Source organism: Rossellomorea pakistanensis (genome assembly GCF_016908495.1).
Taxonomy (GTDB): Bacteria; Bacillota; Bacilli; order Bacillales; family Bacillaceae_B; genus Rossellomorea; species Rossellomorea pakistanensis.
Window position 1 is genome coordinate 1014228 of the sequence record NZ_JAFBDZ010000001.1, and the last position, 14162, is coordinate 1028389.

Below are 14162 nucleotides of genomic sequence, written 5' to 3' on the forward strand. Positions count from 1 at the left end.
AATAGATTCAATTTTTTTATTACAGTTATGAACAATTAAAAGAGCAACTATAGTCCATATAACACCATACATCGGGAGAAGAAGGAACCAGCGGAAAAAGCCATTGGGCAAAAAGTAATGATGGAACTCTAACAATGTTAATAGATTAGTATAGGCCTAATGCAAAAGACTTGCCTATCCATAAGTGAAGGACTCGGAGCAAGCTTAGACTCCTTTATTCCGATCTCATCGACAATTTTAAAAGACATCAGGTCCTAATTATACGTCTTGGTTCTTCTTGGTCCCCACGTACTGGAAAAGTGAAGATCCTTGTTAATCTTCATTAAAAGCATCTACAAGAGTGTAACGGTTGATGATCTATAAAAGTGTTAGATCAAATCACGTTTTTTAAAAATTTGTTTTCCAAATATAAAAAAAGCCTGTTCCAAACAAGCTCTTTCCTTTATCTCACCGACGGAAATCATAAAAAGTGTAGATCATTATCGGTGCGTGTTGGTAAATGCTAGTTCCCCTGAGTAATAAGGATCAACCTATATGTGATTAGATATTCTTTATCGATTGTTTTATCGCATCAACAACAACGACGGTTTCATCGTTCTTATTATAATAAGCACTTTTTACTGCCATAATGAGCTCACTTTTTTCAGCTAGAACTAGATCAAGGGTCTCTTTTAGACTGAGACTTCCCATGGTTTACTACCACCCCAACCTGTTATATTTCCTCCTTTAATTAGGATCAATAGCTATTGTAAATCCCCAACTAAATTATCGATTACTTTAAATTAATAACCCTTGATAGATTAATAGGAGAAAAATTAATAAGAAGATGATGATTATTAATAATAAAATGATATCACCATTCATGTATGCTCACCTACCATCTAATACCAATTAAATACTAATTTCCCTTTTAAGGACCATTATGTATGTCCCATTTTTAATCAACATAATGATTAATTAAAGGATCGCCTTAATGATCAATCAATTACTTTTATAAATCGATTAAGGTTATATATAAAATCCAAGAAAGTAGCACATTAGCATCCTTTAATCTTCATATACATAAATATGGACAAGATAAAGGGTGATCATTTAATTGGCTAAACAAAGTCTTCTACAAGGAACAATCATACTAACAATTACAGCTTTTATTACAAAAATACTAGGGTTCACGAACGGAATTGTGATGGCAAATGTCATCGGGTCAGAAGGTGTTGGTTTGATTATGATGGCTTTGCCAGTAACAGGCTTGCTTATTACGTTGACAACTATAGGTTTGCCTGTTGCTATTTCAAAGCTTGTAGCCGAAGCAGAAGTAAAGAAAGACCATCAACGGGTGAAAAAAATTCTTATTGTTTCTTTGGCAACCACAAGTATTATCGGCTTTGTGTTAGTGATAGGTGCCTTAATGGGGGCGAGGTTTTTTTCTTCCTTTTTCCTAGCAGATCAAAGAGCATATTATTCTCTGATCGCTGTTATACCCATTGTACCGATTATTGCGATATCTTCAGTCATTAAAGGGTACTTCCGCGGTAAACAAAATATGACCCCTATTGCACTTTCTCAAGTTATTGAGCAAGTTGTAAGAATTGGATTTATCTTTATTCTAGTTCAATGGCTGCTTCCTTATGGGATTGAATACGCTGCTGCTGGAGCGGTACTAAGTGGGGTTATTGGAGAAGGTTTTTCCCTACTCTATCTTTTATCCATTTTTAAATGGGCAAAACGGAAACAGTTTACATTACGGCACTCCTTCATTAAACAAATGAGCAAAGGCAAAGGAATTTTCTATGATCTACTACAAACAGGTCTTCCTACAACAGGTAATGGACTGATACATTCAATAATTGGTGTTTTTCAACCTATCATCATTACGCAAAGTTTGGCTTTAGCTGGTATCGGAACAGCACTGGCAACGAAACAGTACGGGCTCATAATGGGCTATGTAATACCATTATTAATGCTTCCAGGTTTTATTACAAACTCTATGTCTGTTCCCTTAATCCCTGCCATTAGTGAAGCAAATGAAAAAGGTGATCTATCTCTTATCCACAAAAGGACACAGCAAGCTTTTAGAATTGCATTAATTGTAGGAGTCCCAAGCACGATAATCTTATATGTTTTTGCAGATAGGTTAACAACCATCATCTATAAGGCACCAGAAGCAGCTATACTTTTAAAAATGATGGCTCCTTTCTATCTTTTACAATACTTTCGCATACCTTTACAATCAATCATAATTGGGCTAGGAAAAGCAAATATTGTCATGATCAATGACCTAATGGCTTCTATTTTTAAACTAGTTTTGATCTTTGTGTTAGCTTCAAATCCAGACTTTGGTATTCATGGGGTTTCCTTAGCTATATGTGCAGGCATCGTATTAGGGGCATCCCTTCATTTCTTCACTATATCAAAATTAATTGGCATCCACCTTGTTCTAATTGAATTTATAAAAGTGATCCTATCAGGAGTCATGATGGGTTTCGTCGGTCTATTAGCCCTTAGTTATTTTAGTGGAGAAATAAAAAGTCAAATACTACTATTAATCATTTCTTTATCATTATCATTTTTCATTTATCTATTATTCTTAAAATCTTTCAAAGTCATTTCTTTTAGAAAAAAATAACTCGATCTACATTTCCATTCCAGCGAAATCATTATTTCATTCTTTCAGGGGATAGGTAACAAAACCTATCCCCTCATTCCCAACTCCAATTAAATTAATTCTGTATTCAGTTTCACATGTATGTTTCCTTTAGTTGCTTTCGAATAAGGGCATACCCCATGTGCTTGCTCAACTAATTTTTCAGCGACTTCTAACGTAACACCATTGATTCCAATAAATAGTACGACATCAAGCTTAAATCCCCCATCCGTATCTTTCCCAATAGAAACTTCTGAAGTAACTCTTGATGTAATATTCTTTCTGGATTGTCTCGCAACTAAATTCAGGGCACTATCAAAGCAGGCAGCATAACCTGCAGCAAACAGCTGTTCAGGATTTGTGGCTCCTTCAAGTCCTTGGCCACCAAGCGATTTTGGCATAGATAGTGGTAGATCTAATGTGCCATCACTACTTTGTACTCTTCCCGCTCTTCCACCTTCTGCCGTTACTTTAGCTGTATATAATGAATCCATTTTCAAACACTCCTCTTGATTAAATTTATATTGTGCACAATATAATATTACACAATCATAATAACTTTCCTATTTTATAATGTCAACAATTAAATTTTACACAATTTAATTGTTTGTCAATTAGTGACTTCATGGACTATAATGACTATAAACCTCTGAAAGGATCGGTAATATGAATGATATTTTAAAGTTGGAAAATCAAATTTGTTTTAAGATATATACTGCTGAAAGAGAGATCACCAGATTATATAGGGGATTACTTGCTGAACTAGGAGTTACCTATCCACAATACCTTGTATTATTGGTTTTATGGGAGGAGGATTCTATAACCGTTAAGGAACTAGGCAAGAAGTTATTATTAGATTCTGGTACGCTAACTCCAATGCTAAAAAGGATGGAAGCGAATGATATGATTAATCGTCGACGCTCATTAGAAGATGAAAGAAGTGTAATCATTTCTCTTACTGAAGAAGGAGAAAGACTAAAAGAAAAAGCAAATTGTGTTCCTTCTCAATTATTGGAAAACCTATCCATGGACCAGGATGAATTAAAAATGTTAGACAAAGCTCTTGAAATGATACTAGAACGGATCCAATGTAAGTAATCTAATCGTTATTATGTAACGATTCGGCACATTATTATTTTGCCTTTAGCTTTTGTTCCATAAAAAAGAGCCACTTTATTCAAGTAGCTCTTTTTTTATAATTTGAAACTTTCTCATAAAATGACTGAGTAAAATTTATCTTTTTACCGTTTAAGTTGTTTGCACAGGTGCATACACCCTATCCTCTTCTTTTCCTTTCACCTTATCAATTTTATCGACAAACATCTGAAACACTTTTTTCTTTTCCTCTAGGTCTTTAATATCCTCTTTTAATTTGATGAATTTTTGTTCAAAAGGTGTGTGATAAAGTTCACGGATATTTCGAATCATTTCTTCATTGACCGTAGATTGGATCACCTGTTTTGTAATACTGAATTTATGAGAATACACCTGTAGTTCCAATTTAATTTGTTCGTATTCTTTATCTATTTCAACCAACAAATCACAAATTTCTTGTTTCCATTCTTCTAAAGACTTTTTTACATGGTCCTCCATAATCAGACTCCTTTTATGTATAGTTTGTATCAAGATTAATAGCTATTTACATTTTAACAATGAAAGTTTTCAGTTGTATTTCTATAGAATTACATCCTATTTAAATAAAGGATTAGAAAGAATAAAAAAGCCCTTAGATAGGCAGCGATACATAAGCTTGCTCCTCTCTAAGGGCTTTCTCCAATACACACTCCAAGAAATCAAATTATTCAATTTATATAACTAAGTCCGAACAACTCAGTCTACTAACTCCAATTCTATAACTGTATCCAACTCATCTGGCAAACTAGCGCTTTGAATGTTAATAAATGCACCATTTTGGATATCTGAATACTGCTCAGCCATCCAAGGTACTTCCACTTTCAATTCACTACCATCGGCCAGTAGACGTGCTTTCTTTATTTTCCCTTTTAATCCTTGAAAATAAATTGGCCCTATTCCGCGATCAAACACATGGGCATATAGATACTTTCCTCTTTGTGTATACCTTCCCCATTCAGGTTTTGGTAAATGAGAGGCTTTACATCCATATATGCTCGTGCCATTTTGTTTCATCCATTTCCCCACTTCTTTTAAGATATCTAATGACTGTTCAGGAATTTCCCCTTTGGCATTTGGACCAACATTTAATAATAGATTTCCGCTCTTACTAACACACTCTACAAGTGTCCTTATTACTTGCATTGGAGATTTGTAATTTAAATCTTTAGAATGATAACCCCAGTGATCGTTTAAGGTGATACAGGCTTCCCACGGAATCGGATTATTACTTTGATTGACAATTCCGGAAACAGGAATAATTTGTTCTGGTGAATAGAAGTCACCTGCATAGATTTCAGGTTCGGATAACATAATATTTCCACCAAGGCGATTATCAATAAGAATATTGGGCTGAATCGACCTTATCATTTCAACAAGTTTAGTTGCTTCCCATTTTTCCCCTGTCATATCATCGTATGAAAAATCAAACCACAAAATATCAATTTCCCCATAGTTTGTTAGTAGTTCTTTTACCTGTCCATGAAAATAGGAAATATACTGTGAAAAATTCGTTTTTTCATCTTTAAACGCCTTATGCCCCCGCATCGGATGTATTCGATCACCAAATTTAGGGAAGTCCGTATGATACCAATCAATGATTGAGTAATAAAGTCCTACTTTTAAGCCTTCTTCCCGAAATGCCTCTACATATTCCTTAATTAAATCACGATTGGCAGGTGTATTCGTTGCCTTATAGTCTGTTAATTGACTATCAAATAAACAAAAACCATCATGGTGCTTTGCTGTTAAAACCACATACTTTTGTCCAGCCGCCTTCGCTGTCTTGGCCCATTCCCTGGGATTATAGTAGATTGGATTGAACTCCTCAAAAAAAGGTTGATAGTCTTCGATACTCAAGTGTTCATTACTGCGAATCCATTCACCTTTTGCTGGAATCGAATAAAGCCCCCAGTGGATAAATAAACCAAATCGATCGTCGATGAACCACTTGACACGCTCTTCTCTTGTATTCATTTCTTAACCTCCTTATTTATTCAGGCTGTTTTCGTAAATTTTGTAGCCACTGTGTCAGGAAATAAAAATTCTGAATCCCTTCATGAACTTGATGTCAGATTTTTGAGTCTAGACTCGAAGAAATGAGTTATTTATAATCCTTTTTATAGGTCTTAACTCATAAAAAAACAACACTATTTACGTAATAGTCTTTATACGTCTTATGTTTAAACATTAATCATGTCTATAGCTATATTCACTTCTTCTCCACGATAGGTGTCTAGTATTTTTCCTTCTCTATCGGTTGCAAATAAAACACTTCTTTCTGACTCTAGTAAAAATTCATATGATTGACCGGTCTCAGGATCGCTAATCTTGGTAAAAGTATTGACACCATATTCTGAAATAAAGATAAATAGTTTTCCCTTTTCAAAATCTAATTTACGCCCATAAATTCCAGGAAGATTCCCTTGATGCCAAATTAGATGATCTTGTATTTCTGCATGATTTAATACATATTGATATAAAGCATTTATTGATTCGTTTCTTTCATTCAACTCTATTGGTAGTGGTGACCAAATGATTTTCCCATTTCCATAGTCCCATTTTTTAACCTTTGGTATTCCAGTTCCGTTTTCATCTATTTCTTTCACCAATTCGGCAATCCTTCTTTGTCCGAACGAAACAAAATGAACCTCATTATTTATCATGAACACTTCTTCCCTGAGGACATTTACGAGTTTAGTCGATCCTATTATCTCTTTTACACGATAGGTATCCGTCCAATATTCATCAATACTTAATGGACCTGTAAATAATAGGGTTACATGATTGGCCTTAACATAAGTAAATATTTCTTCAAGTGCATCTGAACTGAAATTATGTGGACTTGGAACAATAATTACCTTAGGATGTTCATCATATAAGCTATCTAGATCATACTCACTTAAGGCTCGAAATGGCTGGTTTAGCTCATATGCTAATACTCGAGTTAATTTGGTCGTTGCATCAAAAGCGAGCCTTCTATTAGAAAAATCATTCGAGAACGGAAAAATCACAACAATATCTTCTAGCTTTCGGTTATCAAATAAATACCCAATGTTTTTCATAAATCTTCCAAAATCATAAGAAATATTTGCTTCTGGTTTTTCAGTACCGTCTGCCCGGAGTGCTCCAATATTCGATTCATTGATATTATTCATAAAGTAGTTTGTATTCCAAAGCCATTGTACAGCACCAGCATTTCCTGCAGCGAAAGCATATGCGTATTTTCTCTCCAAGATATTTCGAAGTTCTTCTTCTGTACGTTTCGCTTGATTATTCGGTTTTTCTACATACATAATACCCGTTTCTTGAATCAAATTTGGTTTCTTGAAGGTCTTAGCAAAGATTCCGTCCCAGAGTAATTGATCCATGCACCACCAAGTATGATTGGAGGTGTAATCTACGGTTTCACTATAAAAAAATGGTGACGGACGACCGGAAACTAATGCTTCATCTTGTCCTACCGTTACTAACTGATTAGATGATAGCTTTCTAATAGATTGTGTAAGCTTTGTGATCCATTCATTGTGCTTATCCATTGTATATAGAGTGTAATCTAACCAGTTCAATCCTTTTTTCCCAGTTGCCATGTCCTGAACATGTGAGTTAATATCTTTAAATTGTGGTGGTTTTACATGATCAAAGGAAGGTAGCTCAATCGGTGTCATATTCCATCTTTCTTGAACCTTAGCAATCGTACTATGCCTTTCCATGACCCAATCTTTATAGTCGCGATAATCAAAGAGATCTTGTAATGTCCTCGGTCCTGAAAACGTTTGCTTAGGGTCAAATAATGATGGCTCATTAATAAGATCCCAATTTACATTCGTAGTTGTTTTATGTCTTTGGACTATCGAGGCGATGAATCGCTTTTGAGCTTCAACACTTCTTGGATCTAGGTATGGATTGTTCCCTTCCCATTCTTCAGGTGTAAAGGAGAAAAATGTAAATGTTAAATCCATCCCATGCTGTTTTGCAGTAAGAATAAATGCATCAATAACTCTTAATATACTTTCATCCATATGGCCATCAATGAACATCATATTCCGCCATGCTGTCCATATACCTGTTCTTACATAATTTATACCTGCAGCTTTCATCGCAGAAAAGTCTTTATTCCAGGTACTTGGATTGGGCAAAAACAGGAAATACCTAGCTACGTCTGAGGTCATATAAGTCATACCCACGATAGGTAAAGGATGGTTATCCTTAATGAAATAATCTCTCCCACATGTTAATGGCTGTCCGGATTCCAGCAAACCTTTATCCATAAACCAGAAGCCCTGTTGGATGATTCTTTCTTCTCCTAAACTGCTTACTAACCTGCATGTAAGTTCATACAATCCAGGATCAAATTTTTTTGTTCTTAAATAGATAGTATGAATATTCAGTTCATTTGTAATAGAAACGTCTAAGCTATGTTTTTCAATTGTTATCCTATCTTTAGTGATGGCAAGCTCTAAACTCCAATTGGTTTTGTCATTTAGTAAAGACTGAGACTGAAATGTTACGACAGGGGTCTCATGGTTATAATAAGTAGCATAATTCGTTTTTACCCAAAACTCTGTTACACCTTTAGCAGAAAAGTCTGCCAGTTCCATTAAAAACTGGCATCCCCTGCCATTCCAAAATTCATTTGATAATAATTGGTTAATAAAAACCCATCTTCCTCCTGTGAACTGACCTTTATAGTTTTCTATTAATACAGAAGGAGCGGCAACTTCTCGATCATTACTAGAAATCCCCTTCAATAAAGGATATATCCTTGCATCAATTGGACCACATGACCCCATTTCATGTTTAATAGAAGACGATTTGGTTGGATGTAATATAAAATTAGCTGTATTTTGAACGGAAAAAAGGTGCTCATAATCTTTAAAAATTGGAAACTCACTATTATGAATTAATTTTACAATCGGACTTTTATCGACAGTTAATACCTCGTGTATATTTAACTCTGCATGGTAGGCGGTTTGTTCTCTTTCTGGAATCCATTCACCATTGAGTAGGTTGCAAGGTTTTCTAAAAGGTGCACCACCTATTCCGATATACCCTTTCCCTTTTTTAAAATTTGCCATGATCGAACCCCAGACATTTTTCGGGAAATATGACCCGTGCAAATTGATAAAACAATCTAGCTCACTTTTATTTTGTAATGTATCCTCTAAATCTTCGGCTTTTACTAAAAAAGCCTGCTTTTCTAATTTTTTTATTATGTCTTTGGGTGGCTTTTGCCCTTCAAAAGGGAACGATTCATCATAAAAAATCACAACTTTACACACTTAGTCTCGTCCTCCTTGTTTTCGATTCCACATCACTATCGATTGTTTATTCACTATGTAAGTTTCCCAGTGATGATATCTAGAGTACGATAAAGTTCAGTCAACTCTTCTAATTCTCCATCCTTACTAGCAAAGTCAGCGTTCATACTCATAAATTTGTCAAACGCTTCTTTATCCCATTGGTTCCATGATGTTACCGCCATGCCTTGCATTCTTTCGCTGACAGCGGTTTCATTTGCTTGACGGACACTTTCTTCAAGTAAATCAATCGCAGCATCCGTTTTATACCAGCATGCTGGTATTACGGAAAATCCCTTTTCCAGAAAAATAGATATGGAAGGATAAGAATCTAGTTTATCGTAATGCCAATCCATAAGCACAATGTCTTTGGGAATAGAAGAGATTGCTTTATGAGTTCCAAAAGTATCTCCTTCCCATTGGTTGTAGCCCGTTTTCTCACTATCATTTAATCGATCAGCCCACATATACATTTGTAATCCATGTTTTTTCACTAAATGTCCGTACATATCGTTTATAGCCTTAGCAAATAAGTCAGATCGTTCTTTTCCTTTACAGCGAGGACAATGATCATCAGCGATTTCGTACACTTCATCCATTCCAACATGAAAAGCATCCGTTTCAAAAGCTTCGATTAATTCGTCCAATAGTTCAAAGACAAGATTATTCACCTCTGGATGTAACGGACACCAGCTTCTACAGAAAAAATCTGGCCACTTAGCATCTAATGGGATATGGGGGGTTTCATCGAACTCTGGATATACTCTCAAAATAGAATTAGGAGCACCTCCCCATCCTTGATGACCTAGGCATTGAAAAAGAGGAATCACACGAATCCCGTTTTGTTTACAGACTGCAGTGATTTCCCTTGCATCCTGCTTTGTTAATGTTCCAGCCGTTATTTCTGGATGTGATTCAAATACAAAGGATGTATTGCATTCAACTATTAAATGATTTATGCCCTTTGGTGCCAAGACTTTTTCTATGAACTGCTTAAAAGATTCTGTTAGCTCATGTGATCCAAATCGTAAATGAAAAGCCCTTACAGGTTCATTTCTTTCCATAAGACCTCATCCTCCCAGTTTTAATTAATTTCAATTGGAAAGCTATAATCCTGAGTCATATATAATGTAATTTGAGACATTTTTTTTAATAGATTATGTTTCTCGTATTTTTTGAAGGATAATAACCATTTGACTTCTCTAAAATAACAGGCTCGTATCATTTCCGTAATGTATCTTAATCACGAATAATACGAGCCTTTATTCTATAGTGCTGTTTCTTTTGGAAAAAAGCTATATTGCTCTATGACTATTCACTTTTATCCCAGCGATCATATGCATCTTGATAAATTTGAATTAACTTATCAACCCCCATATCTTCAATTGTCTTCACGTATTTATCCCAACTTGACATTGGTTCTACACCGGTAATAAATTTTGCTTCCATCTGTTCGACATAAGTATCTAAATCTGCATTAATTCTACTGACTTCTTCTTGTTCTTCTGGCGTTAAATAAACTAATGGATATGGTATCTTTGCAAATGGTTTTATTTTGTTATCGGTTTCTAAATCAATGAATTTCTTAAATTCCGGTACAGGGAAGCCTTCAATAGTTGATCGTAATGCTGGAACATTAATACCGAAATCAGGCGTAGTCGTTCCACGATAGTCTTCAATTGTTTTACCCTCTATCGGTGACTCTAGTAATTTCCTAGTTCCTTTGTCTTTATCTACCCAATCCCATACATCCCCGGCTTTTCCAATATTCAGAAGTTCACTACCTTCTTGAGAGTAAAGATAATCAACCCAGCGAATCGCTGCTGCGGGATTTGCATTTTTGTTCGTAATAGAAAATTGTCCACGGTAGATTCCTGGGCTTAACGGTGCTACCGGTTCGTCTGTAACAGAACTAGAGATAGGATGAAACATCGGGTCATTATCAGCTTCTTCCTCCTTATCTCCTGTTGTAAAGTAAGAATACCAATCCTGGAATAAACCCACTCTATTGGATTGTCCTTTAGCTTTTTTCTGTTCATTTGATTGTGAGAATACCTCTCGATCCATTAATTTTTCATCATATAACTTATTCATAAATTTTAAATATTCTTTATAACCATCTTCAATTGGCGTATAGCTTACCTCGCCATTTATTTCTTCAATTCCCCATGCTGTATGTCCAAAAGCACCAAGAAGCCAGAGACGAGCATCATCTAATGCGACTGAGGTGAAAGGAATTTCATCCGCTTTTCCGTTCCCGTTCGGATCCTCTGTTTTGAATCGTTTTAATAATGTGTAAAGTTCATCCGTTGTTTTAGGTAATTCCTTAACTCCTAATGCATCAAGCCATTTACCGTTATACCATAATGGCCCCATATACCATACGGCATTTTTATCTACCATCGGTAATGAATATATATGGCCATCTACAGTGGTAATCGACTTTTTCACATCAGGATTTTCTTCAAACATTTTTTGAATATTTGGAGCGTATTTTTTAATTAAATCTTCTAAAGGTATCAATACGCCTTGTTTACCATACTTTACTTCTTGTTCTGCTGTTAAAGATGAACCAAATAGAACATCCGGGATCTCCCCACTTGCAAAAGCTAGATTTAATTTTGTTTCAAAATCACTCAGTGGTGGTGTCGTAAATTCGAACTGAACATTTGTCATTTTTTCCATTTCTTTAAAAAAGGCCATATCCTTCCAGTTCGCTTGCCCGACATCGGGACCCATTATAGACATTTTGAGTTTTTCATCAACAATTGGAAAACCTTCTTTGTTGATCGCTACTTTGTTTTTTGCATTTTCATTATTATTAGATTTTTCAGTGCAGGCTGCCAACATGGACGTGACTAAAACAAGTGTTAGTATCATAATAAGAACTTTTTTCAATTTCCATGGCCCCTTTCATTCATTTATATTTTCATCTTGGTAAATGATAAAGATCTACTTCTCAAATCACCTCCTCAAAGCCTAGTAAATTAACTGCTAGTTTAACTGAAGGAAAAGTAGGACGTGAATTTCAGCCCTTAACGGACCCAATCATAACCCCTTTTACAAAATAACGTTGTAAAAATGGATATACAATGATAATTGGTAATGTTGAAACAATCATCACACCATATTTTATGATTTGTGCAAGCTCTGCCTTCGAATGCTGAGCTTCTGCCATTGAACTTGAAATGGTGCCACCTGCCATATCTGATGACATTGCCTGGAGTACTAGAATTTCCCGTAAAACTAACTGAAGTGGATATAAATCTTTATCTGATAGGTAAATTAATGCATTGAAATAACCGTTCCAATGTCCAACCCCATAAAATAAGGCCATTACTGCAATGATTGGAGTCGATAAAGGTAAAACGATCTTCACAAACATTTTTAAATTAGTACAACCATCAATAACGGCTGCTTCTTCAAGCTCTTTTGGTATGGTTACTTGGAAAAAAACACGCGCTACAATTAAATTCCAAACAGCTACAGCATTTGGTAGGATCATAGCCCAAATCGTATCGAGCATTCCAAGACTTTTAACTAATAGATAAGAAGGGATTAACCCTCCACTGAAAAACATCGTAAATACGAATATTCCCATAAATATATTTCTACCTACTAAGTCTTTCCGTGAAAGTGCATAGGCTGCGGGGAGGGTAAATAATAAGTTTACCGCTGTCCCTAATACCGTATAAATAATAGTGTTTAAATATCCCCTCCAAATTTGGTCATTTTCAAAAATAAGCTTATACCCATCTAAAGTAAATCCCTTTGGAAATAGCCACATTTCCCCTGAGTTAACATCAGATGGATTACTTACAGACGCACTAATAATATAAATTAAAGGGTACAGGACAAGTAATAATGCTATTAATAAAAATACATAGTTCATTGCTTTAAAGATTTTATCTGTTTTAGTCTCTTTTACAACTGAACTCATAGTTTCTCCCCCTTACCAAAGACTTGTTTCACTTCTTTTTCTAGCAATTTGATTGACTATTACTAATAAAATGGCACTGATTACAGCATTAAATAATCCAACGGCTGCGGCAAAGCTGTATTGTGCATCAAGTAAACCTGCTTTATAAACAAACGTTGCAATGACGTTTGAAGAATCGATATTGAGCGGATTTTGTAACAATAAGATTTTTTCAAAACCAACTGATAGAATACTTCCTACATTTAAGATTAATAGGATAATCATAGTGGGAACAAGGGCAGGTATATTAATGTGCCAAATGCGTTGCAATCGCGTTGCCCCATCTACAATAGCTGCTTCATGTAATTGCTGATCGACTCCTGCTAATGCGGCAAGATAAATAATCGTTCCCCAGCCAGTACTTTGCCAGACACCTGAAAACACATAAACTGACTTGAACCAGCTTGGATCACTCATAAATGGAATCGGGTCAAACCCTAGTGCACTTATAAAATGATTTATAACACCTGTTGCAGGTGATAAAAATGCTATAATCATACCCGCCATAACCACTACTGAAATAAAATGGGGAGCATAAGTAACCGTTTGAACACTTCGTTTAAACAATCCATCTTTCACTTCATTTATGGAAAGGGCTAATATAATCGGCAGTGGAAATCCGACAATAAGCTCATAAATGCTGATTCCAAGTGTATTCTTGATAAGGTCCCAAAAGTAATAGGATTCAAAAAAACGAGTAAAATGAGAAAATCCTACCCATTCACTGCCCCATATTCCTGTGGAAGGAAGAAAATCTTTAAAGGCAATTTGAACCCCATACATCGGAATATAATGGAAGATAACAAAATAAGCTAGTGTGGGAAGCAGAAATAAATACAACTCCCAATTACGGATTATTTTCTTCGTTTTCTTCTTCTTTACCTTAATCTTTGGATCTAGCATATAATGATCTTTGCGTGTTTCAACCTTTAACTGGCTCTTATTCTGATTCGTAGTAACTTGGCTTTCATTCATCTTTCTAACCCCCCCTTATATTTTCTGAATATTTTAAATTTATACGAAAATAATGATTTTAATAAATATGTTATTTTTGTTATACGTTGTAAACACATGGAAAAATAAGGTCTAGCAACACTTTTAGGAGTAG

The 14162-nt window shown here is 35.2% G+C and carries 11 protein-coding genes; 2 read left to right on the forward strand and 9 right to left on the reverse strand.

Annotated elements, in window-relative coordinates; translation table 11 throughout:
• Nucleotides 1–540: 540 nt before the first annotated feature.
• Nucleotides 541–690 carry a hypothetical protein gene (locus JOC86_RS05010; protein WP_205168652.1) on the reverse strand — a complete coding sequence of 50 codons (150 nt, stop codon included), beginning with the start codon at nt 688–690 and terminating at the stop codon, nt 541–543.
• Nucleotides 691–1096: 406 nt separating this feature from the next.
• Here JOC86_RS05010 and spoVB point away from each other — a divergent pair, with 406 nt between their 5' ends.
• Complete coding sequence (gene spoVB / locus JOC86_RS05015) at nt 1097–2626, forward strand: stage V sporulation protein B (RefSeq protein ID WP_205168653.1); 1530 nt, start codon at nt 1097–1099, stop codon at nt 2624–2626.
• Between the two features lie 89 nt (nt 2627–2715).
• On the opposite strand, the gene JOC86_RS05020 is transcribed toward spoVB, so the two are convergent.
• A complete protein-coding gene (locus JOC86_RS05020) occupies nt 2716–3138 on the reverse strand; it encodes an organic hydroperoxide resistance protein (RefSeq protein ID WP_205168654.1) in 423 nt (140 codons plus the stop codon).
• 172 nt (nt 3139–3310) lie between these two features.
• Here JOC86_RS05020 and JOC86_RS05025 point away from each other — a divergent pair, with 172 nt between their 5' ends.
• The gene (locus tag JOC86_RS05025) at nt 3311–3742 is read left to right on the forward strand and encodes a MarR family winged helix-turn-helix transcriptional regulator (RefSeq protein WP_239587382.1); all 432 of its coding nucleotides are present in this window, start codon (nt 3311–3313) and stop codon (nt 3740–3742) included.
• 150 nt (nt 3743–3892) lie between these two features.
• On the opposite strand, the gene JOC86_RS05030 is transcribed toward JOC86_RS05025, so the two are convergent.
• The 7 genes from JOC86_RS05030 to JOC86_RS05060 all read right to left on the reverse strand — a co-directional run bounded on the left by JOC86_RS05030 (nt 3893) and on the right by JOC86_RS05060 (nt 13957).
• A complete protein-coding gene (locus JOC86_RS05030) occupies nt 3893–4237 on the reverse strand; it encodes a hypothetical protein (protein ID WP_205168655.1) in 345 nt (114 codons plus the stop codon).
• 237 nt (nt 4238–4474) lie between these two features.
• Nucleotides 4475–5752, reverse strand: coding sequence for an alpha-L-fucosidase (locus tag JOC86_RS05035; RefSeq protein ID WP_205168656.1), 1278 nt, complete (start codon nt 5750–5752; stop codon nt 4475–4477).
• A 206-nt stretch (nt 5753–5958) separates the two neighbouring features.
• Nucleotides 5959–9057 (reverse strand): cellulase family glycosylhydrolase, encoded by a 3099-nt coding sequence (locus tag JOC86_RS25140; protein ID WP_205168657.1) that lies wholly within the window; start codon nt 9055–9057, stop codon nt 5959–5961.
• Nucleotides 9058–9110: 53 nt separating this feature from the next.
• A complete protein-coding gene (locus tag JOC86_RS05045) occupies nt 9111–10139 on the reverse strand; it encodes a family 20 glycosylhydrolase (RefSeq protein WP_205168658.1) in 1029 nt (342 codons plus the stop codon).
• A 247-nt stretch (nt 10140–10386) separates the two neighbouring features.
• Nucleotides 10387–11973, reverse strand: a complete 1587-nt coding sequence (locus JOC86_RS05050; protein WP_239587383.1) for an extracellular solute-binding protein — start codon at nt 11971–11973, stop codon at nt 10387–10389.
• Nucleotides 11974–12103: 130 nt separating this feature from the next.
• Nucleotides 12104–13015, reverse strand: a complete 912-nt coding sequence (locus JOC86_RS05055) for a carbohydrate ABC transporter permease (RefSeq protein ID WP_205168659.1) — start codon at nt 13013–13015, stop codon at nt 12104–12106.
• Nucleotides 13016–13027: 12 nt separating this feature from the next.
• Nucleotides 13028–13957, reverse strand: a complete 930-nt coding sequence (locus JOC86_RS05060) for an ABC transporter permease (protein WP_205170099.1) — start codon at nt 13955–13957, stop codon at nt 13028–13030.
• Nucleotides 13958–14162 lie beyond the last annotated feature (205 nt).